Source organism: Bradyrhizobium betae (assembly GCF_004123905.1).
GTDB lineage: Bacteria > Pseudomonadota > Alphaproteobacteria > Rhizobiales > Xanthobacteraceae > Bradyrhizobium > Bradyrhizobium betae_A.
The window spans coordinates 46,454-68,756 of sequence record NZ_MZXW01000013.1 but is presented as its reverse complement, the minus strand read 5'-3'; the positions used below and the strand labels follow the sequence as shown (position 1 = coordinate 68,756).

The 22,303-nt window shown below is 63.7% G+C and carries 22 protein-coding genes and 1 pseudogene; 9 read left to right on the top strand and 14 right to left on the bottom strand.

The features are described 5' to 3' along the window. Nucleotides 1–31: 31 nt before the first annotated feature. Both B5V03_RS06280 and B5V03_RS42010 read left to right on the top strand, forming a co-directional pair. The gene (locus B5V03_RS06280) at nucleotides 32–562 is read left to right on the top strand and encodes a gamma carbonic anhydrase family protein (RefSeq protein ID WP_092028345.1); all 531 of its coding nucleotides are present in this window, start codon (nucleotides 32–34) and stop codon (nucleotides 560–562) included. A gap of 127 nt (nucleotides 563–689) precedes the next feature. Then, nucleotides 690–2,384, top strand: coding sequence for a PAS-domain containing protein (locus B5V03_RS42010; RefSeq protein WP_129268402.1), 1,695 nt, complete (start codon nucleotides 690–692; stop codon nucleotides 2,382–2,384). A 17-nt stretch (nucleotides 2,385–2,401) separates the two neighbouring features. Here the strand turns inward: B5V03_RS42010 and B5V03_RS41340 are convergent, their stop codons facing one another. Next, nucleotides 2,402–2,566, bottom strand: a complete 165-nt coding sequence (locus B5V03_RS41340) for a hypothetical protein (protein ID WP_164987821.1) — start codon at nucleotides 2,564–2,566, stop codon at nucleotides 2,402–2,404. A 143-nt stretch (nucleotides 2,567–2,709) separates the two neighbouring features. Between B5V03_RS41340 and B5V03_RS06270 the strand changes: the two genes are divergently transcribed. Together B5V03_RS06270 and B5V03_RS06265 are read left to right on the top strand one after the other, a co-directional pair. Beyond that, nucleotides 2,710–3,021, top strand: a complete 312-nt coding sequence (locus B5V03_RS06270) for a hypothetical protein (RefSeq protein WP_129268401.1) — start codon at nucleotides 2,710–2,712, stop codon at nucleotides 3,019–3,021. A gap of 103 nt (nucleotides 3,022–3,124) precedes the next feature. Next, on the top strand, nucleotides 3,125–3,520 hold the full coding sequence (locus B5V03_RS06265) for a hypothetical protein (RefSeq protein ID WP_129268400.1): 396 nt from the start codon (nucleotides 3,125–3,127) through the stop codon (nucleotides 3,518–3,520). A gap of 168 nt (nucleotides 3,521–3,688) precedes the next feature. On the opposite strand, the gene B5V03_RS06260 is transcribed toward B5V03_RS06265, so the two are convergent. Continuing rightward, nucleotides 3,689–4,180, bottom strand: coding sequence for a hypothetical protein (locus tag B5V03_RS06260; RefSeq protein ID WP_129268399.1), 492 nt, complete (start codon nucleotides 4,178–4,180; stop codon nucleotides 3,689–3,691). 216 nt (nucleotides 4,181–4,396) lie between these two features. Further along, entirely contained in the window at nucleotides 4,397–4,597 is a 201-nt protein-coding gene (locus B5V03_RS06255; RefSeq protein ID WP_129268398.1) for a hypothetical protein, read from the bottom strand. A 200-nt stretch (nucleotides 4,598–4,797) separates the two neighbouring features. Between B5V03_RS06255 and B5V03_RS06250 the strand changes: the two genes are divergently transcribed. Next, complete coding sequence (locus B5V03_RS06250; RefSeq protein ID WP_129268777.1) at nucleotides 4,798–6,069, top strand: DUF892 family protein; 1,272 nt, start codon at nucleotides 4,798–4,800, stop codon at nucleotides 6,067–6,069. A gap of 55 nt (nucleotides 6,070–6,124) precedes the next feature. Here B5V03_RS06250 and B5V03_RS06245 read toward each other — a convergent pair whose 3' ends face one another. From B5V03_RS06245 to B5V03_RS06225, 5 genes are read right to left on the bottom strand one after another with little or no spacing between them, the layout of a single operon-like run. Beyond that, on the bottom strand, nucleotides 6,125–6,856 hold the full coding sequence (locus tag B5V03_RS06245; protein ID WP_129268397.1) for an aspartate/glutamate racemase family protein: 732 nt from the start codon (nucleotides 6,854–6,856) through the stop codon (nucleotides 6,125–6,127). Between the two features lie 5 nt (nucleotides 6,857–6,861). Beyond that, nucleotides 6,862–7,740: an ABC transporter permease gene (locus tag B5V03_RS06240; RefSeq protein WP_129268396.1), complete on the bottom strand. Its 879-nt coding sequence runs from the start codon at nucleotides 7,738–7,740 to the stop codon at nucleotides 6,862–6,864. Nucleotides 7,741–7,743: 3 nt separating this feature from the next. Continuing rightward, a complete protein-coding gene (locus B5V03_RS06235) occupies nucleotides 7,744–8,703 on the bottom strand; it encodes an ABC transporter permease (RefSeq protein ID WP_129268775.1) in 960 nt (319 codons plus the stop codon). Then, nucleotides 8,703–9,992, bottom strand: a complete 1,290-nt coding sequence (locus B5V03_RS06230; RefSeq protein ID WP_129268395.1) for an ABC transporter substrate-binding protein — start codon at nucleotides 9,990–9,992, stop codon at nucleotides 8,703–8,705. The genes B5V03_RS06235 and B5V03_RS06230 overlap by 1 nt, the downstream gene beginning before the upstream one ends. A 43-nt stretch (nucleotides 9,993–10,035) precedes the next feature. Next, a complete protein-coding gene (locus B5V03_RS06225) occupies nucleotides 10,036–11,022 on the bottom strand; it encodes an ABC transporter ATP-binding protein (RefSeq protein WP_129268394.1) in 987 nt (328 codons plus the stop codon). Between the two features lie 269 nt (nucleotides 11,023–11,291). On the opposite strand from B5V03_RS06225, the gene B5V03_RS06220 reads away from it, so the two are divergent. Beyond that, nucleotides 11,292–11,999 (top strand): GntR family transcriptional regulator, encoded by a 708-nt coding sequence (locus tag B5V03_RS06220; protein WP_129268393.1) that lies wholly within the window; start codon nucleotides 11,292–11,294, stop codon nucleotides 11,997–11,999. Nucleotides 12,000–12,035: 36 nt separating this feature from the next. Here B5V03_RS06220 and B5V03_RS06215 read toward each other — a convergent pair. The 3 genes and pseudogenes from B5V03_RS06215 to B5V03_RS06205 all read right to left on the bottom strand — a co-directional run bounded on the left by B5V03_RS06215 (nucleotide 12,036) and on the right by B5V03_RS06205 (nucleotide 14,358). Continuing rightward, nucleotides 12,036–12,991 (bottom strand): annotated as a pseudogene (locus tag B5V03_RS06215) (Bug family tripartite tricarboxylate transporter substrate binding protein). Between the two features lie 136 nt (nucleotides 12,992–13,127). After that, complete coding sequence (locus tag B5V03_RS06210) at nucleotides 13,128–13,940, bottom strand: helix-turn-helix domain-containing protein (RefSeq protein WP_129268392.1); 813 nt, start codon at nucleotides 13,938–13,940, stop codon at nucleotides 13,128–13,130. Between the two features lie 208 nt (nucleotides 13,941–14,148). Further along, entirely contained in the window at nucleotides 14,149–14,358 is a 210-nt protein-coding gene (locus B5V03_RS06205; protein ID WP_129268391.1) for a hypothetical protein, read from the bottom strand. Between the two features lie 829 nt (nucleotides 14,359–15,187). Here B5V03_RS06205 and B5V03_RS06195 point away from each other — a divergent pair. The 3 genes from B5V03_RS06195 (at nucleotide 15,188) to B5V03_RS06185 (ending at nucleotide 19,347) form a co-directional block, all read left to right on the top strand. Continuing rightward, nucleotides 15,188–15,748, top strand: coding sequence for an HdeD family acid-resistance protein (locus tag B5V03_RS06195; protein WP_129268390.1), 561 nt, complete (start codon nucleotides 15,188–15,190; stop codon nucleotides 15,746–15,748). A gap of 18 nt (nucleotides 15,749–15,766) precedes the next feature. Beyond that, nucleotides 15,767–17,122 (top strand): amidohydrolase family protein, encoded by a 1,356-nt coding sequence (locus tag B5V03_RS06190; RefSeq protein ID WP_433995328.1) that lies wholly within the window; start codon nucleotides 15,767–15,769, stop codon nucleotides 17,120–17,122. A 464-nt stretch (nucleotides 17,123–17,586) separates the two neighbouring features. Further along, entirely contained in the window at nucleotides 17,587–19,347 is a 1,761-nt protein-coding gene (locus tag B5V03_RS06185) for a CYTH and CHAD domain-containing protein (protein WP_129268389.1), read from the top strand. Between the two features lie 118 nt (nucleotides 19,348–19,465). Here the strand turns inward: B5V03_RS06185 and B5V03_RS06180 are convergent, their stop codons facing one another. The 3 genes from B5V03_RS06180 to B5V03_RS06170 all read right to left on the bottom strand — a co-directional run bounded on the left by B5V03_RS06180 (nucleotide 19,466) and on the right by B5V03_RS06170 (nucleotide 22,270). Continuing rightward, a complete protein-coding gene (locus B5V03_RS06180) occupies nucleotides 19,466–20,047 on the bottom strand; it encodes a transglutaminase-like cysteine peptidase (RefSeq protein ID WP_433995329.1) in 582 nt (193 codons plus the stop codon). A gap of 376 nt (nucleotides 20,048–20,423) precedes the next feature. Beyond that, on the bottom strand, nucleotides 20,424–21,035 hold the full coding sequence (locus B5V03_RS06175) for a PilZ domain-containing protein (RefSeq protein WP_027536189.1): 612 nt from the start codon (nucleotides 21,033–21,035) through the stop codon (nucleotides 20,424–20,426). 68 nt (nucleotides 21,036–21,103) lie between these two features. Next, nucleotides 21,104–22,270 (bottom strand): MFS transporter, encoded by a 1,167-nt coding sequence (locus B5V03_RS06170; protein ID WP_129268387.1) that lies wholly within the window; start codon nucleotides 22,268–22,270, stop codon nucleotides 21,104–21,106. Nucleotides 22,271–22,303: the final 33 nt, after the last annotated feature.

The window sequence follows — 22,303 nt, the reverse complement described above, 5'->3', positions numbered from 1 at the left end:
ATGCCTGAGGTTAACGCGACAGGAGACCTTCATGGCGATCTACGAGCTCGACGGGCAGGCGCCCGATCTTCCCTCGGACGGCAATTACTTCATCGCGGAGACCGCCACCGTGATCGGCCGTGTGCGCCTGAAGCCGGGCGCGAGCGTCTGGTTCGGTGCGGTGCTGCGCGGCGACAATGAGTGGATCGAGATCGGCGAGGGCGCCAACGTGCAGGACGGTTCGACCTGCCACACCGATCTCGGCTTTCCCATGGTCATCGGCAAGAACTGCACCGTCGGCCACAACGTCATCCTGCACGGCTGTACGATCGAGGAGGGCGCGCTGATCGGCATGGGCTCGATCGTGATGAACGGTGCGAAGATCGGCCGCAACAGCATCGTCGGCGCCGGCTCCGTCATCACCGAGGGCAAGGAGTTCCCCGAGCGCTCGCTGATCATCGGCTCGCCCGCGCGCGTGATCCGCACGCTCGATGACGCCCAGGTCCAGAAGATGGGGAGCGCGGCGAGGTTCTACGTCGCCAACGGCCCGCGCTTCACGAAGGGCCTGAAGCGGATCGGCTGACGCCGGCGGCCCGTGCCCGGCCCGCGCATCCTGGTTCCCTACCGTAACAATACCGGCAGGCAATTTAATCCTCCGCTAGCGCCGTTGTGTCTATCCTCGAGCGTTTTCAACCAGGAGGAGCGGGGCCATGGCCGCAGCGGCACTGCGATCCGGGCTCGAGGCCGGAACCAGACTTTTCAAGAAGTTCGTCAGTTTCGCACGCGGCGCCGACACGCTCACCGTTGCGGAGAAGGTCTACAGCATCGCCGGCTTCCTCGCGATCGTGACCACCTTCCTGCTCGTGATGTCGATCCAGTCGGTGCGGCTGCAGACGACCTATCGTCACATGCACGCCACCTCCGCGGAGGCGGCGATCAATGTCGGCCGCATCAACGCGCTGATCTACGCCATCGTGATGGAATCGCGCGGCATCTACATGTCCGCCGATCGCGGCTCGATGAAGCAGTTCGCCGATGGACTGGTGCGCCGCAACCGCGATCTCGCCGAGGCGGTGAAGGGGCTCGAACGGACCGTCGGCGATGACGATGCCTTGCAGGTCGCGAGCTTCCGCCAGCGCATCGCGCAGTTCATCGAGTTTCGCCAGGAGCTGGTGCGGCGCGGGGTGGATATCAGCCCGGCGGCGGCGCGCGAATGGGGCGACAACGACGCCAACCGAACGCTGCGCAGCAAGCTCAACAGCGACCTCGAGGCGCTCGAACGGATCTACAGGCAACGCGCCAGCGAGGCCGACGCGCTCGCCAACGAGAACCGCTATGCCGGCGCCTATCTGTTCGCGCTCGGGCTTGCGGCCCTCATTCTTGCGGGGCTCAACGTCGTCGTGATGCGCGGCTCGGTGGTTGGCGCGCTCGACGAGATCACGCAGGCGACCGACCGGATCGCCGACGGCGACGTCAAGAGCAAGGTGCCGCATCTCGGCCGTCACGACGAGATCGGGCATTTGGCGCGGGCCGTGCAGCACTTCCGCGACGCGGTGGCGCGCATCTTCGAGCTGGAAGAGCTCGGGATCGGCACCGCGCAGGCGCGCGACGCGGCGATGGTCGAGCGCGACAATTTCAACGACAAGTACCAGGCCAAGAAGTGGCAGCTCTCGGCCGCAATCAACAGCATGCCGCAGGGCCTGATCATGCTTGACGGCAAGGCCAATGTGGTGGCGATGAACGCCAACTACCGGCAGATCTACAATCTGCCCGAGACGATCCAGGCGGGATCGACGCTCGAGGAAATCCTCCAACATCGGGTCAAGAGCGGGCTGTTCAGCGGCGACATCTCGAAATTTCTCGCGGCTATCCTCGATCGGATCGCCAAGCGCGAGCCGGCCGCCAACGAGATCGCCTTGAATGACGGCCGCATCATCAAGATCTACGAGCGTCCGATGGACGGCGGCGGCTGGGTGTCGGTGCAGGAGGACGTCACCGAGCAGCGTCAGCGCGAGCGCATCCTGGAGCGGATGGAGCGCTTCCTCGCCACCATCATCGAGAACGTGGCTGAGGGCATCATCGCCAAGGACGCGCGCAATTTGCGCTACGTCTTCGTCAACAAGGCGGCCGAGAAGATGATCGGGATGTCGCGCGGCGAGATCATCGGCAAGACCGCGCGGGAATTGTTCTCGGCGGAGGCGGCGGAATTGATCGAGCGGCGCGACATGCAGCTTCTGGCGCAGCGGCAGCAGCTCGAGCCGATCATCGACACCATCGACAATCCGACGCGCGGTCGCCGCGTGATCTCCGCCCGCCGGGTCCAGATCGGTGACGCCGGCGAGGAGTCCCACATGTTCGTGACCATGATCGAGGACCGCACCGAGAAGATGGCGGCGGCAGCCTAGCTGCCGGCGGCCTGGCGTCAGCTGCCCTCGGATTCGCGCGCTTCGATGCTTCCTGCGACCTTCTCGTGGCCGGCGGCCCAGAGCGCATGCTCGTCGCTGCCGTCGAGGTAAGGATTGGCCCCTGCCGGAATGTTCTCGCGCGCGGCGCGTTCGCCCTCTGCAAAGGGATCGCGATCGGTCATCTCGATTTGGCCTTTCTGGCTTTGCGGCGCGCGGCCAGTTTACGCATGATCGTGGCCGCCTCTTTGTTTCAAGCTGATGCGACGGCATTTGTTCCGGAACGCGTCCTGGTCAGGACCGTTGACGGCCAAAGGGAGAATTTCCGATGGCCTCATCGTCCGCAACTGCTTCAATGAAAACCTTGATCGTGATCCTCAGTCTCGCCGCGATGCCCGCCGTCGCATTCGCGCAGGCGACCGGCGGCACAGCCGGTTCCTCTGGATCGACCGGAGGTGTCGGCAACTCTCCATCACCGCCGCCAGGCACCAACAGCCTCGGCACGGCGCAATCGTCCGGCGCTGGCCCCGGCGTCACCACCGGCGCCGCCTCCGGTACAAATCCGGACGCTGACGCGACGGTGAGCACTGAGAATCGTATGCTCGACAAGAAACTCAAGAGCATCTGTCGCGGCTGCTGATGCTCGCGCGGAAGTGAGACAGGAAGGCTGTCGGGAAAGCCTGTGTGACGCTAGCTTGGTCCTGCTTTGAAGCGTGGAGCGTGTCCACGCGGAGGATCGAGTGATGTTACGGAAGATGATGATGGCGGCGCTGGCCGTCGCGGCGGTCGGACTAACGGCGCCGCAGGCGGCCCAGGCTGCGGGCGGTTTCGGTCATGGTGGCGGCTTCCACGGCGGTGGCGGCTGGCATGGTGGTGGTGGATGGCACGGCGGTGGCGGCTGGGGCCATGGCGGCCACTGGCATGGTGGTGGCTTCTGGCCCGGCGTCGGGATCGGGGTAGGCCTCGCCGGTGCCGGCTACTACGGCGGCTATTACGGCTACGGAAACCCCTATTACGGCGATCCCTATTACTATGGTACCGGCTATGACGATGGCGGTTATGGCGGCTGCTACGTCGTGCGCAAGCGCGTGATGACACCTTCGGGATGGCGATATCGTCGCGTCGACGTCTGCGAGTGAGGCGGGGACCCAGTAAAAAACAAGGTCGTTGACGCAGTATACCGTCAACGACCTTGCCAGCCCCGGATATTGAAATCGGCTCACGCCATCCGGTAGCGGACAGCATGGCGCGGAATCATACGGGCGAATGTGATCCAGTTCACAAGTCGAAAAATTTAAAGTCGCAAGCTATCCGCGCGAGCGCTTGCGCGCGCTGGCGTGGACGCGGTGCCGGGCTGGTTTCCCGCGGGTAACCGACGGCGTCTCGGCCTCGGAGGCCCGCGCGCTGGCAAAGGACTGCCGCAGGCTGTCGATGGACTCGTTCAGGGTTGTGACCTGCTCCGACAGGCGCTTGGTGTCGGCCTGCTGGGCGGCGAGCAGCCGCTTCACGGTCTGGAGCTGGTCCTGCACGACCTGGAGCTGGTCGATCGATTCCTGCTGGGTTGCCTCCAGCCCCTTGGTCTTCTCGACCAGCTGCTCGGAGGCCTGGGCGGTGCGGGTCTGGAGCTGGCGCGACGCCACCACCCGGTCGGTCTCCGGAGCGCCGGTATAGGCGCGCCAGATCGCGATCGAGGTCACGCCGGCGATCAGCAGGAGCAGCGCGGCGGCGGTCAGCGCGATCGGCTGGGCGCCAAGGCGAAGCAGGGAGTTGGACGGTGCGTCCTCTGCGAGATCGATCATCGCTGACAAAACCCCAAATTGAAACTTGGTGAGTGGCGAAGTCCGGCAGCCCAAAAGCGGCCGCCGGGATGTCCCGAAAGTGTTACTGTTCGGCAACAATTGGGACCAAAAAGAGGCCGCGAGCCGAAAAACATAGTTGTCCCAACCTCGAAAGCCTCCCTATTCGGAATAGGCGCAGCGGAAGCAGAGGTCAGGTATCCGGCGATGGCGGCGGCGCTAGCGGCGGGCCACTAGGACGCCGAGCATGAAGGCCACGACGAGCGACGGGATCGGGGCTTCGCGAGCCACATCGCGCAGAAAGGCGAGCGTCTGGCCTGACGGCCGTCCCTCTTCGAGATTCCGTCGTACGCTCTGTGCGGTCTCGCGCACACTCTCCGACACGTCCTTCACTTTGCCCAAGACATCTTCGCTGTCCATCTGATCATCCTCCTGTAGGTCGCAGCACGCCAAGCGTGTCGAAGGTCAATCGTTCCTACACGGCGTCGCAATTCGCGGCGCATCGGCAGCGGGGCTTTGCCGCTCAATGTCTCTGCGCCGCGGCACTCAACAACGATAGGAACAAGCGCAATGCCGGCTCGTTCGGAATTCATCTTCCTTCAAGCCCAGGGCACTTCCACATGTATCACCACGTCAAGAAACTCATGTTCACCGTTCGCGTCGATGAGCCGGATCCGCGGTTCGGCAACATGCTGCTCGAGCAGTTCGGCGGCGCCAACGGCGAACTGGCAGCGGCCATGCAGTATTCGATTCAGGGTCTCAATTGCGAAGACCCAGATCGCAAGGACCTGTTGATGGACATCGGCACTGAAGAGCTGAGCCATCTGGAGATCGTCGGCACGCTGGCACGGATGCATCTCAAGCCTTCGAAGTTCGACCGGCAGGCCGCCGAGGCCGATCCGTTGATTGCGATCGCGGGCGGCGGCGGCGTCAATCTGTTCAATTCGCAAGGAAATGCCTGGACCGCCGACTATCTGAAGATCACCGGCGAGCTGGACGTCGACCTGCGCAGCAACATCGCGGCGGAAGCGCGCGCCAAGATCGTCTACGAACGGCTGATCAATTTTTGCGACGACGCCGGCACCAAGGACGCGCTGCAATTCCTGATGACGCGTGAGATCACCCACATGAAGGCGTTCTCGCTGGCGCTGGAGAGCATGGGCAAGCCGGCCTTCAGCATCGGGCGTATCGCGCCGACGCCTGGCCTCGTCGATCAGTTCTTCAACGATTCGACCGGCGCCGGCGATCACGGCGAGATCGACACCCGCGGCCCCTGGAACGAGGGCGGCGATTGGGTCTTCACGGATTCGCCCGCGATCCAGGCTGGTGAGCCCGGTCCGGCAACGGCCATCGTAACTGAAAGCTCGCCGCCGGCAGACGAGGCTGGCCTCGGCGATCTGTTGCTCGACGAGCTCCGCGATCTTCTGCACGCGGAAAAACAATTGACCAAGGCGCTGCCAAAAATGGCGGAAGCGGCTCGCTTTGATCAATTGCGCGAGCTGTTCGAACAGCACCTTGGCGAAACCGAGACCCAGATCGAGCGCATCAATGAATGCTTCGAGCTGCTCGGAAAAACCGCCCGGGCGAAGCCATGCAAGGGGATGATGGGGCTGGTCGAGGAAGGCCAGGACATCATGGCCGAAGGCGAGGACAAAGAAGATGCTGCCGCCGACCTTGCGTTGATAGGTGCGGCGCAACGCGTGGAGCACTACGAGATTGCCGGCTACAGCACCGCGCGCAACCTAGCCCAACAGCTGCGTCACAGCGCCATCGTCAGCTTGTTGTCGAAGTCGCTGGCGGAAGAGGAAAACGCGGATCAGTTGCTCAATCAGGTCGCTCGTTCCCTGATGTCGGTCGCGAAGATGCCGGCTGCGGTCGAGCAAACCGAATAGGACACTTGTTGACCTCCGGCAGTCCTCGCCCGAGGGGGCTGCCGGCATGGTCAGCCTACGGCTGAAACGACGAAAACGGCCCGGAATAGATCTTCGAGCGCGGCGAGGCATAGGGTCCGAGCCGGGACGTCTTCAGCCCCAGCCGTACCAGGGATTCTGCCAGCGTCACTGCGGCGGCGACGCCGTCGATCACGGGCAGGCCGTGCGTGGCGCCGAGCTCGGCGGCGAGATCGGCCATGCCGGCGCAGCCGAGCACGATGGCCTCGGCGCGGTCGTCGCGGATCGCGGCGGTGATCTCGGTGGAGATTTTTGCCAGCGCGTCGGTGTTGCGCTCTTCCAAGGCCAGCACCGGGACTTCCGCGGCGCGGACGCGGGCGCAGCGCTCAGCGAGGCCGTACTTCTTCAGATTATATTCGATCGGCACGATGGAGACACCGAGCGTCGTCACCACGGCAAAGCGCGCGGCGATCAGGCTCGCCATGTGAAAGCCGGCTTCGCCGATGCCGATCACCGGCGCATTTGCGGCGGCGCGTGCGGCATCGAGGCCGGTGTCGTCGAAGCAGGCGATGATATGCGCATTCGCGCCGTCGCGATCGGCCTCGCGGATGCAGCCGAGCATGCCGGGGACGGCGAAGGCTTCGTCGTAAAATCCCTCGATCGAGACCGGGCCCATCGTCGGCTGGCGCGCGTCGATCATGGTGTCGGGCAGCGCGACGCTGCGCGCAGCCGCGGCGATCTTCGCCGTCATCGACGTGGTGGTGTTGGGATTGACGACGTGAAGTCGCATCGCAGTTAGACGAGCCCTTTGCCGGCGTCCGAGCCCTTGGCCGCCTGCCGCTTGTTGAGCATGTGGATGGTGCCGAGCGCAAGCGTGATCACCGCAAAGGACACTGCGGAGATGATGGTGCCGAGCGCATAGATGTCGGGGTTGGTCACGGTGGTGGTGAGGCCCTGGAGATCGAGCGGCAATGTATTCACCGCGCCGATCGCCTGGCTGGAGCGCGCGAGCTCGTCCCAGGACAGCGTGAAGCCGAACAGGCCGATGCCGATCACCGATGGCAGGATGATCGGCAGCACGACGTGGCGGAAGGCCTGCCACGGCGTCGCACCAAGATCGCGCGCGGCTTCCTCGAGCCGGGGATCAAAGCGGTTGAAGATCGCAAACATGATGAGCAGGCCGAACGGCAGCGTCCAGGTCAGGTGCGCGCCAAGGCCGGAGGTCAGCAGGCCCATCGAGGTCTCGAAATTCTCGTTCCAATGCGCCTTGATCAGATCGTCGATGATACGAAATTCAAGCGAGATGCCGAGCGAGGTGATGATCGAGGGAACGATCAGGCTCGCGATCGCCGAATAGAACAAGATGCTTTGCGCCTTGAACTTGCGGCGGAACGCCATGCCGGCGGCGACCGACAGCACGACGGTGACGATCATCACGATCACGCCCAGCAGCAGCGAACGGCGGAATGCCGCGCCGAGATCGACGATGCCGGTGCCCTGGAACAGTTTTGCGATCCAGAAGGTCGACACGCCGTTCATCGGGAAGGTGAGGCCGCCCTGCGGTCCCTGGAACGACAGTACGTAGATCGCGATCATCGGGCCGTAGAGAAACAGCGTGTAGGCCGCGAAGAAGATCGCGAGCACGTAGAAAGAGCGGGGGCGTCCTTCCTTCATGCTCTACAGCTCCTTCTTGATGTCGACGATGCGCGACATCATGGTGATGATCAGGAAGGTGATGACGAGCAGGATCACGGCGTTGGCCGCGGCGGCCGGGAATTGCAGCGCGTTCACCCGCGTCTCGATGATCTTGCCCGCGGCGGCGATCTGCTGGCCGCCCATCACGCCGATGGTGATGAAGTCGCCCATCACGATGGTGATGACGAAGATCGAGCCGATCACGATGCCGGGCTTGGCGAGCGGAATGATGACGTTCACGAGCGTCTGGAATCCGGTCGCGCCGGCATCATAGGCGGCCTCGATCAGCGATTTGTCGATGCGCACCATCGAGTTAAAGATCGGCACCACCATGAAGAAGGTGAAGAGGTGGACCAGCGCGAGCACCACGGAGAATTCGGAGAACAGCAGCCATTCCAGGGGATGGTTGATCAGCCCGGTCTTCACCAGTCCGGAGTTGACGAGGCCGTTGCGGCCGAGCAGCGGAATCCAGGCGATCATACGGATCACGTTGGAGGTCCAGAACGGGATCGTGCAGAGCAGCGACAATCCCATCTGCCAGGTCTTGGACTTGACGTGGAAGGCGAGGAAGTAGGCGACCCAGAAGCCGATGAAGAGCGTGATCACCCAGACCAGGAAGCAGAGCTTCAGCGTCTTCAGATAGGTCTTGGCGATGGTGCAGAGATCGGGCAGCTGCGCGATGCAGCCCTCGAACGTGTCGGTGTAGCCGCGGCCGGAGAACGCCGGCAGCAACTGGTATTCGTTGTAGTCCCAGAACGAGACGATGATGACAAAGACGAGCGGAATGAGGAAGAAGGCGAGAAACACCAGCATCATCGGCCCGGCCTGAAGCCAGGAGATGAAAGACGGCGACAGGCGCGTCGGCTTTGCCGCGCGCGCTGTGCCCGACCCCGGGATCAAGCCCGGGGACGCCTGTTGCAAAACTTCTTCCGACATGTCCATCACGCCGCGATGAACTCGTTCCACTTGCGGACCATGTAGTCGTTCTCGTCCATCACCGCGTTCCAGCAGGCGACGCCGCCCATGCGGTCCTCATAGGAGCCGCCGTCGCGCACGGCACCAGCCTTCTCCAGCAGCGAGCCGTCGGGCGCCTTGATGTCCTTCTCGGCCGGCTTGCCTTCCATCCAGTAGGCCCACTCGTACGGCTCCATGTGCGCCTTGGCAGTGGAAAGCACGGCGGAGTAGTAGCCTTGGCGGTTGAGATAGGCGCCGGCATAGCCTGACAGGAACCAGTTGACGAACTCGTAGGCCCATTCGAGCTTTTGACCCGACACGCCCTTGGAGACACAGAAGCCCGAGGCCCAGGAGCGATAGCCTTCCTTGAGCGGCTGGAAGGTGCAGGCGATCCCCATCGAGCGAACCTTCGTCACTGCCGGCGACCACATCGACTGGATCACGGTTTCGCCCGAGGCCATCAGGTTGACGCTCTCGTTGAAGTCCTTCCAGAACGCGCGGAACTGGCCGGCCTTCTTGGCTTCGGTCATCACCTTCATGGTGAGATCGATCTCTTCCTTGGTCATGTTGCCCTTGTCGGCATATTTGTACTTGCCGGTGGCTTCCACGACCATCGCGGCATCCATGATGCCGATCGAGGGGATGTTGAGGATCGAGGCCTTGCCCTTGAACTCGGGGTTGAGAAGTTCAGCCCAGGAGTTGATCGGGCGCTTGATGATGTCAGGGCGGATGCCGAGCGTATCGGCGTTGTAGACGGTCGGGATCAGCGTGACGAACTCGGTCGCCGTCTTGGAGAAGGTCTTGGAGTCCTTGCCTTCGAGATAGAGCACTTTCCAGGGCGCGGTGCCCTGATTGCCGATCTTCTTGCCGCCGGGCGTCTCACCCTTGGTGAAAACGGGCGTGATGTTGTCGAATTCCTTGATCTTCTTGGCGTCGAGGGCAAGGATGTTGCCCGACGGCACCAGCTTCTTCAGCGAGAAATATTCGGTGTCCAGCACGTCGAAGGAGTTCGGCTGGGTCATCACGCGCTTGGTGACGTCGTCGGTGGTCGCGGTGATGTATTCGATCTTGATGCCGGTGTCTTTCAGGCACTGCTTGGAGATGTCGTCGCCTTCGTTCACGGCGGTGCCGAGATAGCGCAGCACCTTCGCATCGGCCGACTTCACATAGGGAAATCCGGTGATGGCGCCGGAGCCGGCGGCAAGGCCCGCGAGACCCGCGGTGCTCTTCAATAGCGTGCGGCGGCTGACGCCGGTCTTTTTGGTCGTCTCGGTCATATCGCTCACTCCTCTGTGTTGCGCATTTTCTAAAATGACGGCGCTATTGCAGGCGCTGCGCCTTGGCGGGATCCCAGGTGGCCAGCACGCGATCGCCCGGGCGGAACGGGTGGACGTCGAAGGTGGCCTCGGGAAGGTGGGAGAACAGGGCGGTGCCGTCGTCGAGCGTGAGCGAGACGGCGATGTAGGAGCCCTGGTACTCGGTTTGGGTCAGCAGCGCCGGCGCGCCGTACGCGCCGTCAGTGAACGGCACGATGCCGAGCTGATCGGCGCGCACGGCGATGAGGTTGCCGTCGTCGCTGAGGACGTTGTGGCCGCCGATGAAGCGGGCCACGAATTCGGTGCGGGGATGGTGGAAGATGTCGCGGGCCGAGCCCTGCTGCTCGATCTTGCCATGGTTCATCACCACGATGTGGTCGGCAAGCGCCATCGCCTCTTCCTGGCCGTGGGTGACCTGGATGAAGCTGATGCCGAGCTCCCGCTGCAGCCGTTTGAGCTCGCCGCGCATCCTCACCCGCAGGAACGGATCGAGCGCCGACAGCGGCTCGTCGAGCAACAGGATCTGCGGCTCGGTGATCAGCGCACGCGCGAGCGCGACGCGCTGCTGCTGGCCGCCGGAGAGCTGCGCGGGGAGGCGGCCGGCATAGGGGCTCATGGCGACGAGCTCGAGCAATTCGCCGGCGCGCTTGTGCCGCGTCATGCGGTCGATGCCGCGCATTTTCAGGGCAAACGCGACATTGTCGAGCACGGTCAAATGCGGAAACAGCGCATAGGACTGGAACATCATGGCCGTGCCGCGCTTGGCCGGCTCCAGATCGGTGACGTTCTGCGCGCCCAGGATGATGTCGCCTTCGCTGACTGCCTCGTGGCCGGCGATCATGCGCAAGGTCGAGGTCTTGCCGCAGCCGGACGGGCCGAGCAGGCAGCAATAGGTGCCGGCCGGGATCTTCAGATTGACGGTGTCGACCGCCAGCGTCGTGTCGTAGCGCTTGGTGACGGCGACCAGTTCGAGAGCGGCAGGAGTGGCCATGGCGTGTCCGCTGGGAGGGCGATGCTCCGGCTTTCTCCGCAAGGTCCGTGCCAACCGCGCGGAAACTGCCGAATTGCAAAACTGTGCAGTGGAGTCAGGTCGTTAGATCAAATCCGGCGCAGCAGCACGGCTCGCCGAACGGGCAATAATATGCACACAAAATGGGCGCAGATTGTATAAAGTTTCGCCTGTGATTGGATACAGCTCGTCGACTAACATTCGAGGCCAGACGTCGACGATCGAGTCCTCAAACCCGAATCCTCCAACCAATGGCCGCCAAGACCCGCCAAAAATCCGATGCGCCAGATGCGAGTGATCGCGTCAGCCGTATCAGGGAGGGCGTGACCGCGGCGATCCTCGAGCATCGCCTGCTGCCGGGCACGAAGCTCGGCGAGGACGAGATCGGCGAGATCTATGGCGCCAGCCGCACGCTGGTCCGTACCGCGCTCCAGCAGCTCGCGCATGAGGGCATCGTCAACATCGAGAAGAACCGCGGCGCCTTCGTTGCACGCCCGACGCCGGCCGATGCCCGCGAAGTGTTCGAGGCGCGCCGCCTGATCGAGCCCACCATCGTCGACCACGCGATCGAGGCGGTCTCGCCGGCCTGGCTCGCTCGTCTCCAGCAGCATCTCACCGAAGAGCGCGAGGCGGAGCTGCGTGGCGACGCGAGGGCGTCGGTCCGTCTCTCCGGCGAATTTCACAAGCTCGTCGCCGAGATGTCTGGCCACAGCATCTATCTCGGTTTCCTGAAAGAACTGATCGCGCGTTCCTCGCTGATCATCCTGCTCTACCGCCGTCACGACACGCCGGCCTGCGGCACCGATCATCACGCCGGCATCGTTAGCGCGATCCGCAAGCGCGACAGGCAGTCCGCGCGCGCGCAGATGCTGTCGCATCTGAACGAGATCGAGGCTGAACTGTTTTTGAAAGACCCGGCCGCCGACGAATTGCGGCTCGCCGACGTGCTCGGCGTGTGAGCCCGACGAAGCGTCCGCACCAGGATTCGGCCAGGACTATTGCGGCTCCAATCCGAGAGACTTGATCGACTTGAGCCAGATCGGCCCTTCCTTTTCGTACAGCGCAACCGAGGATGCGCGATCCATTGCCGGCGAGTCGACTCCGAATGCTTCGAGCAGTTTCTGCACGCGCTCCGTCTTGCCGCCTTCAACCATCAATTTGGCGAGCAGTTCGATCCGGTCTGTTGGCGTCGCAGCGGGCGCCACCAGCGTTGTGAAGCTGGTGAGCTGGAAGACATTGCCGGTGACGCCTTGCTCGATAAACGTCCTGGTTTCGGGCAGCTTCTTCATGCGCACCGGTGTCGGCACGGCAATTGCGCGGCCGACGCCGGTATCGAGCACCGGAAGCGCGGCCTGATAGCTGCCGACCGCCGCCTGGATGACGCCGGCTGCGAAATCCTGCCACATCGGGGCTTCGCCGCGGTAATGCACGATGGAAATGTCGAGGCCGAATTGCCGGTTGAGCTGGGCGATCGCAATGTGTGCGAACGAGCCGATGCGTACGAGCCGGCCGTGACCTTGTTGGCGCGCGCATAGGCGACGAACTCTTCCAGCGTCTTTGCACCGGTGGCCGTATGGGCCACCAACGGCAGGTGTCCTGAAGGCGTCACCGCGACAATTGCGAAATCCTTGTCCGGATCATAGGCCAGCGATTTCAGCAGCAGCCGGTTACCGAGCAGGGTGGATGAGATCGTGTACATCAGCGTATAGCCGTCCGCCGCGGAATCCTTCACCGATTGCGCCGCCAGCGCACCGCTGGCCCCGGTCTTGTTTTCGACGATGACCGGCTGGCCGAGCTTCTGCGAGATATAGTCGCCATAGGCGCGGGCGAAGGCATCGGTGATGCCGCCTGCCGGCGTGGAGACGACGATCCTGATTGCCCGGGTCGGCCAGACTTCGGCCCAAGCCGTTTCAGCAGAGGCCAGCGTCAGACATGCAATTGCGGCACCCACAATTCTGGCGCATGTCCACACTTCGGCCTCCCCTTGTCATTGCGTCATTGGGTGGCCAGCGGCCGCCGGGAAGACGTGTCACACGGGCCAGCAAGAGCGTCAAGAAATAGAAATGCCGTTTCACTGTATGAAATGGCTAGCTTTGGGCAGAAAGAGTGCTCGGCGCGGCAAGCTTGGCGCCAAGCGCCTCGGCAAGCGCGGAGGCGACTTTCTTCATCGGCGGTACGAAGCGACGTGCGCCGTCCTCCGTGCTGACCGCTTCGCGGAGCATCATCACGTTCATGCTGGCGAACAGGCGATCCCGCAGAACGACGGGAACGCCGATGGCCCAAACTGCGCCGCCGAAAACGTGGCGGCTGTAGCTCTCGTCCATGACCGCGAATCCGGCGTTGCGGATCGTGCGGAGCACCTTGGCGAGCCTGCCGGGATTGCGTGCCAGATCGTTCCAGGGCTCGGGACTGAGGGCAAGGCGGGCGACGATGCGCTCCCGCTCGGCGGGCTCGCAGAAGGCGAGATAGGCGCGTCCCATCGAGGTGCCCAGAACGGGAAAGCGAAAACCGGGCGGACGGCTGAACAGCAGGGAGCCGTCCACCCGCGTCGTATGGGCGATGACCATGGACTCCTGATCGAGTACGGCGATGTCTGATGGCCAATGGATCTGTTTGCGGAACTTGTTCAGGATGGGTTCGGCAATGCCGCCAATCCAGGTGGGCTCGTCATAGCCCGCGCTGAGCAGCAGCGCCCGTCCCGTTGGCGCGTAGCTGGCGGGCTCGGTCCGGCGGACCACATAGCCTTCATGCTCCAGCGTCTCGAGCATGCGCACGATCGTTGCCTTGTTCAGCCCCGTCGCTTTGTGCAGCGAGCCGACGGTCGACTGCCGTTCCTGATTGATCACCCGCAGGACTTCGAGACCCCTGGACAATGCGATGACGGGGCGGAACGACGCCATGGCAGCTCCTTGTGATTGCCTGTGGCGGTACCCAATGAAGCAACCGCTGGATCAGTCAACAGCGCAGTTGAAGTGGTAGCCGGTGTCCGTCCAGGCAGCGACGTTCTCGTTCCGATTGTCGGGAATGAGGCGAGCTGTTCTTGAAGGATCCCGCCGCCGAGATGCGGCCTGGGGCGCGCCCGGGGCGTGAACGAGCCGTGGCCGCAGGCTAGGTCAACGGAGGCTCTCGGTTTCGTCTGATGATCTTCAGCACGAGCAGGCCGGCTCCAAGTATCAGCAGCAGCACGCCGACGAAAGTCGTGCCGCCATATTCGAATGTCACGCCGACGGCCGTCAGCAGGCATCCCAATATGATTGCGAAGAGTCCGCCGAGCTTCTTGGTCAGCAGAACGTATCCGTCACTCGTTTGTGCCACCATGTTACGCCTCGTTCACTTGATGCCGGATTTGTCTTCGAGCACTTCCTTCTGCCCCATGATCTTCTGCGCAGCCCGCGCGGGATCGTACTCCAGTGCAAGCGCGTTGCAATCTGGCGTTGACGAAGGTTACAGCGCGCTATCTGCCTTTTGATTAGAGTTCGACGCATGCGGGACAGTGTCACTTACGCATGTGCCAAGAATTCCTGCTGCATTGCGTACTCGATGCATCTTGCAGGGAGTCGTATGGCAGGGCTGCATAATCGTCTTATGGTTGCAAATTGACTCTGCTTGATCCGCGGAATCAACTGCCCTCAGCGTCGAGTTCTGGAACGGAGCCGACATCAGTTGAATCCGTTCTGCGAGATTTCCAACGATGAGGCCGCTGCGAAAACCTGAGTTGACGACAAAGGGCAAGGGGATTTCGCGAAGGAGAACGCCGGGAATGAAACCAATGAGTGAGATGGATCGGCGCGCCGCGCTGCGGACGCTGTTCGGAGGCGTGATCCTCGCGGGAGCAGGCGTGAGCCTGTGGTCACGCGATGCCGCAGCCCTGCCCGAACTCTTGCCGGAGCTGTCGCCAATCGATCAACCCGTTGCAGGCAAGCGTGAGCCTGCCGGCCGTGACTATGCGCAGCAGACGGCCCGTCCGTTGCCGGCACCAGGTCATCGCCCACCGCATCGGCCGCCAAATCGTCCGCCGCATCGGCCGCCACACCGTCCGCCGCCACGACCGCCGTCATGGCACCGGCGGCGTCGGCGTTGGGAGTGCTGGTGGCATCGTGGCCGCCGTCATTGCGGATGGCGCTGGAGATAAACCGGGGAGGACGACATGACGACCTACGACCATAGCGCGCCGATGGGCGCGACCGGCCCGCAGCCGCCCCGTTGGGTCTGCGTGCTGCTTGGTCTCTTCATGGTGTTCGCGGGGCTGATGGTGCTGGGCGACGTCGCGTTCTTTACCGTCGTCAGCGCGCTGTTCATCGGCTGGATGGCGATCGCCGCGGGCGCCTTCGAGATATTTCACGCGTTCTGGACCAAGGGCTGGGGCGGCTTCGTCTGGCAGATCATACTCGGCATCCTCTACATTGCGTTCGGCATCGTGCTGGTCAGCCAGCCGCTGACGGGAGCGCTGCTGCTCACTTACGTGCTCGGCATTGCGCTGCTCGCCTCCGGCGTGGTGCGCATGCTGATCGGCATCGGCCGCTGGCAGCAGGGCGGCGGGATCATGGTGGCCTCCGGCCTGTTCGGCGTTCTGGCGGGACTCATCATTCTCACGGGCTTTCCCACGACAGGCGTGTGGGTGCTGGGCTTGCTGCTCGGTATCGACCTGTTATCGCACGGCATCGGGTGGATGACCTTTGCATGGCTCGCTTTGGCCAGACCTGCGTAAGTGCCGCGGAGACTGAACATGTTGAGTTGGCCTATGCCGGTGACGCTCGCGCGCGCCGCTGCGGTGCTTGGTTTCGTTGGAGCGAGCCTTGGTCTCTCACCGGCGTCGGCCCAGCAAGACTCCTCAGTCCTGTTCCGCAACATCAGGATTTTCGACGGAAAGAACGCTGCGCTTTCGGCCGCGTCCAATGTTCTCGTCCGGGACAGGACAATCGAGAAGATCTCGGTTGGCGACATCATCGCCACCGGTCAGGTGATCGAGGGCGGCGGGCGCGTTCTGATGCCGGGACTGATCGATGCGCATTGGCATGCGATGCTGGTCCGTCCAACGCCGATGGCCTCGCTCGCGGGCGATATCGGCTACAACAACCTGCTCGCCGCAAGCGAGGCGACCGCGACGCTGATGCGCGGCTTCACCACCGTGCGCGACATGGGCGGGCCGAGCTTCGGACTGAAACAGGCCATCGACGAGGATCTCGTCGCCGGCCCCCGGATCTATCCCTCCGGCGCCATCATCACCGTCACCAGCGGTCATGGCGACTTCCGGCAGCTTTCCGATCTGCCGCGCACGATTGGTGGCATGCTCAGCCGCATGGAAGTGATTGGCGGCAGCATGGTCGCCGACAGTCCGGACGAAGTCCGCGTGCGTGCGCGCGAGCAGCTGATGCTGGGCGCCTCGCAGGTCAAGCTCACCGCGGGCGGCGGCGTCGCGTCGCCATTCAGCCCGCTTGACGTCTCTACCTTCACCGAGCCCGAACTCCGCGCCGCGGTCGAAGCCGCCGACAATTGGGGCACTTACGTTGCCACGCACGCCTACACGCCGGTCGCGATTCAGCGTTCGATCGCGGCCGGCGTGAGATGCATCGAGCACGGCCATCTCATGGACGAGGCGAGTGCAAAATTGATTGCGGAGAAGGGCGTCTGGCTCAGTACGCAGCCGTTCCTGGATATCTCCGGCGCTGCGGCGCTGGGACCGTCGGAGCAGGCCAAGATGCGGCAGGTGGTTGCCGGCACCGACCGCGTCTACGCGCTGGCGAAGAAGTACAACATCAAGACCGCGTTCGGAACCGACGTGCTGTTCTCGAAGGCGCTGGCGGACAGGCAGGGCTCGATGCTGGCCGCGCTGACGCGCTGGTATACGCCTGCCGAAGCGCTGGCCATGGCGACCTCGATCAATGCCGAATTGCTGAACCTGTCAGGCCTGCGAAATCCCTATCCGGGCAAACTCGGCGTGGTCGAGGAGGGGGCGCTCGCCGATCTCCTGCTGGTCGATGGCAATCCGCTCGAGAACATCGCTCTCGTCGAGGATCCGGCGAAGAATTTCGTCGTGATCATGAAGGGAGGCAAGGTCTACAAGAACATCGTGCCGCGCTGACGCGCGCAGATGCGGGCGTGATCTTGCGACTTTGGATCGCTTCTAGTCCCGCTCTCAGGGCACCGGCTTTTTGCGCCGTGAACCAGACTCGGCCTCGGGAACCGCGGGAGGCCGCGCAGGATTTGTGACAAGACGGCTCGTCACAATCGCGGGCATGTCATCGGAGGCGTGACTTCGAAGCGTCTCCAGAACCAGAAAGAATTTTTCGGCTAGCATGAGTCAAGCTCGCTGACGCGTTCATCTCGCTTTCGGGAACCGCGAGATTCGTTGTCAATTCGATCACTTACAGTACATGACGGCAATTCAATTCGTCATGCCGAGCCCAATTATGACAGGCCTTGCCGGATATTAGCGCCGGGCACTACGTGTGGACGATCGCGCGCCGGGAGTTAACGTGACTATTCCTCGCGGGCCGCACCAGCTATATGCTGTCGCTCTGTCATCAAACCGTCATGTCATCGGAAATGCTAAAATCAGACGCTACGCCGGGTCGCAAAACTGTGGGCGCGCCGGACGGGAATCCTGTCCCCAAGGACAACAAGAGAACGCAAGTCGTTGCCGGCTTCCTCAGGCACATTGAACCGGCCGAGCGAGGCGCGGAACCTGCGATCGTCGAGGGCGCCGTGATTGATCAGACGCCGTCGCTGGACGTGACGCCTGCACCGGAACCGACCCCGTCGAACGCTGCTGCGCGGTCCGCCGGTGAAATCGAGCTCAAGCTTCTCGTCGATGCCGATCGCATGGCGCATTTCAACGCTGCACCTGTCATCGCGGCCAACGCGCGCAACAAGGGCTCGCGAAAACATCTCAAATCTGTCTATTACGACACGCCCGAGCGCCTGCTTCGACGTAACGGCCTCAGTCTGCGCGTACGCCAGAGCGGCGCGCGCTTCGTACAGACCGTGAAGACCGAGGCCGCGGACGATCCGCTGCGCCGCGGCGAGTGGGAGGCGAGCGTGCCGTCGCTTGCGCCCGATCTCGCGCTGGCGATGCCCTTCATCCCGGAGAAGCTTCGCAGCCATCTCGAAGCGCATCCTCTCGCAGCCGTCTTCACCGCCGACATCCATCGTCACGCGCGGATGATTGATCTTCCGTCCGGTACGGTCGAGATTGCCTTCGACCAGGGTGAGCTGACGGCCGGCCATCGCTCGCTGCCGGTGAGCGAGATCGAACTGGAGCTCAAGAGCGGCGCCGCAAGCACGATCTACGAGATCGCCTCGCTGCTTGCGGAGCAGGGGGCGGTGAAGCCGTCGATCCGCACCAAGTCGGCGCGAGGCTTTGATCTCGCCGCCGACAAGCCGCCAGCGGCGCGACGCCCGCGCAAACTCCGCCTCGATGCATCGGTCACGGTGGATGAGGCTTTCGCGACGATCCTGCGCTCCTGCTTTTTCCATCTGCTTCAGTCGCTGCCGGCGGCGGAGGACGGGCGCAATCCGGAAGGTGTGCACCAGCTGCGCGTCTCGCTGCGCCGGCTGCGCTCTGCGCTCGATTTGATGCGATCGGTCGGCGCGCTCAGCAATCTCGATGCGCTGCGGTCGGAAGCGAAATGGCTGGCGCAGGACCTCTCCGCCGCGCGCGACTGGGACGTGTTCCAGCTCCAGACCTTGCCGACGATCGCAACGGCTTGTCCTTCGGTCGCCGGCTTTGACGCGCTGGGCAAGGCCGCGGGCAAGCGTCAGTCCGAAGCCTACCGCAAGGCGCATCATGCGCTTGCCGATCGCCGCTGCGCCGTCTTCCTGATCAGTCTCGGAAACTGGATCGAGACGCGGGGCTGGCGCAACGGCGTTGCCGCCGAAGATCTCGGCCAGCTCGCCGAGCCCGCCGTCAATTTCGCGCAGCGCATTTTGTCCGAGCAGTACGCGAAGGTGCTCAAGCGCGGCCGCCGCTTCAAGTCGCTTCCCGCCGAACAGCTGCACCGGGTGCGGCTCGCGACCAAGCGGCTGCGCTATCTCAGCGAGTTCCTGCTGCCGCTGTTTGCCGATCGCAGATGCGCGCGAAAATTCTCGCGACGGCTCGCTGGCCTCCAGGAGGAGCTCGGCGCCTTCAACGACATGGCGGTCACGGCATCGCTGCTCGACGGGCTCGGCACCGAACCGGACAGCGCCATTGCGGCTGCCGCCATCGCCGGCTGGCAGGCCCGCGCATCGGTCGGCGTGCAGCCCGCGCTGCAAAGCTCATGGCGCGATTTCACCGCCGCGCGCGTGCCGTGGTCGTCGCTGGACTGATCGCGCATTCCCAAAAAAGTTGCGCCCAGCCATTGGGGGATGGCTGGGCGCGCGCGAACCGGTCTGGGACGGGGAGGGGTGGGGATGTGACCGGGTCGCGTAACCTGTTGTCTCGTTCCTATTGATCTCTTGCGCTGGCGGTGGAGACCGCCGGCTTGGTATCGCCGAGCGAGACCCAGACGTTGGGATCGCCCTGCGACTGGCGCTTGACGAAGCGGTAGCCGGTCTCCGTCCAGGCAATGACGTTCTCGTTCTGATTGTCGAGAACGAACTCGCCCTTGTCGGTCTTCACCGTCAGCACCGCGTGTCCTTCGCCCTTCTTGTCACGCACGACGGTGATGAGCAGGGCCTCGCGCGGCCATCCGGCGTCGATCAGCATCTTGCGCTTCAACAGCACGTAGTCTTCACAGTCGCCGTAACCGTCAGTCGGCAGCGACCACTTCTCGATCACGCCCCAGTGCTCCTGGTCGGTCAAAGGCTTGACGGTCTCGTTGACCCAGCGATTGACCTTGACGAGGTCGCGCCACGCCGTCTGCGACATCACGATGTCGCGCGGCTGCGTCGGCCCGCTCTGGCACTGCGCGGCATTGTCCGCACAAAACTCGACCCAGCCGATCGGCGCCCGCGTGGTGTCGCCGAGGCTTGCGTAGAGCAGACGGCTCTCACCGGCCTGCGCTGTCGCGCTGATCCCGAAGAGCATGGCGGCCAGCGCCAAACCCTTCCCCTGTCCCCTGAAATCCAACACTGCGGCCCCCGTTTCTTGTTGGGGACCACATTGCGCACGCAGCTTTTGAGTTGGCGCTAAGTCAGCCAAGTCAAGTCGAGACGAATGCAAGTAAAAGGCGAGGCAAATTCGATCTATACTTGAATCGAATTCGACTAAAATTAGAGAATACTGCAATTGATTCAAACTTTATCGATTAACGCGGAAACGCTGGCGGAACCGTCGTTTGCGCGCGGAAAGGCCGGTGCGTTAACTCACGCGGGGCCTGTCTCAGCGCACGAAAAAGGCGGCGTCCGCATCGCGGAGGCCGCCTTCAGGGCTGGAAATCCAGTGGTTTTGGCGTTGTCGCGCTTTACCGCGCGGTAACGCTCTCTTCGAGTGTCTCGATCGGCTGCGAGTGCAAGAACTCCAGCGCGAAGCCGTCTTCGAGATTTCGGACCACGCGGCCCTGGACCCGGCCGAGCAGAACCGTCGATTTGAGCGGCGGGCGGTTCTCCGCGGCGATGGCAGCGCCGGACAGAGAAAGGTCGATGATGCGGCAGGTCATCTTGGTGCCGTCCTCGAGTGTCAGCACCGCGATCGGGTTGCGCGGCACGATACGGTCGTGGCGGCGGTCCTCCGGCAGATTGAGGATGTCGCGGTTGGCGAGCCAGGTCAGCTGGGCCGCGAGCTTGTCCCGCTTCCTGGGCGTCGCACCGACCGTCATGGCGAAGCCATTGTCGATGATGCGGGTGATCTTGCCCTCGACGCGGCCAATATGGTCGAGATAGGCGACCACGCGGTCGCCGACATTGCCGATGCCGGGGGCGAGCAGGGCGAGGCCACCCGGCGACATGTTGATCACCTGGCAGGGGAATTCACGGCGGTCCGGCAGCATGTAGCGGCCGAGCAGGTGAACCTTCACCCGCTGGAAACGCCGTCGTTCCTCGGCGGCCGGAAGAAATTTTTTGTTCGCCAACGCCATTTTCACAACCTGACCCCCCGCCTGGCGGAGTCCGGGACGACCCTAAGGTGCACAGGGTTAATGCCGCGTTAGGATTGGGCGCGTCGTTTACGGACAGACACAATGCGTTCAAAAAGCCACATCAGGGGCGGACAAGCCAGCACCGCAAGCGCGCCGAGGTCCAGCGCGGCCGCCGCGGTCCCCGCCGTTTTAGCGAGCCGCCCCGCCACCGCCGGCCCCAGCATCATCGCGGCATAGAACAGCGTGTAGAACACGCCCATGCCGATCGCCCGTGTCTCCGGGGCGAGCACGCGGGCGGCGAGGCTCATGATCGGGCCCGCGGGATGTCCGCCGACCAGGCCGATCAGGACGAGGATCGTGATCACCGCATCGGACCGGGTCAGCCAGGCCAGCAGGGCGGCCACCGTGAGGCTGGCGGCAATCGCCAATATCAAGGGCCGCTTGAAGCGATCGGCGAGATAGCCGCCGGCCGGCACCGAGATCACCGACAGCCACATCACGACGCTGATCGCCGAGCCGGCCGCCGCGATGCTCCAGCCGCGCTCGGCGAGCAGGGAGGGCCCGAACGAGAAGATCATGGCGAAGCCGACATTATAGAGGCCCCAGATCATGCCGGCGACGATCACCGCCAGCAGCGCGAGGCGATCAAGCCGGCCTGAGCCGGTCGCACTGGCCGTTGCGCCCGGCGGCGGCTGGTAGAACATGATCAAGAGAATGCCGATCGCGGTCAGCGCGCCGGCGGCCAGGAACACGGCGCCCGCGCCATAGGCGGTGCCGATCGCCGGCAGCACCAGCAGCGAGATCGCAACGCCGGCCGGCCAGGAGTTGACGAAGATCGCCATCGCGGTTGCGATCTCTTTCCCGGCAAACCAGTCGGTGCCCATCTTGGTGAGCTGCACCGTCAGCAGCACGCCGCCGGCTCCGGAGGTGAGGCGGCCCGCCATCTGCCAGCCCCAGACATCGGTGGTGGCCATGACGAGGCTGCCCGCCGTCATCAGCAGCAGCGCTGCGATCGTCGTGGGTTTGTCGCCAAGCGTTCGGCCGATCGCGCCGCCCGGCAGCGCCAGCACAATGCCCGGCGTGAAATATAGCCCGATCAGGATGCCGATATCGGCGAGCCCGACGCCAAAACTCTGTTGCAGCAGCGGCGCGACCGCTGCCACGCTCTGGAACTGGAACGCGATGGTGAGGCGCACGACGAACAGGATCGCAAGAATGCCCCAGCGATTGCGCAACGCGTCATCTCCCCAAGCCCTCAGTCGAAGGTG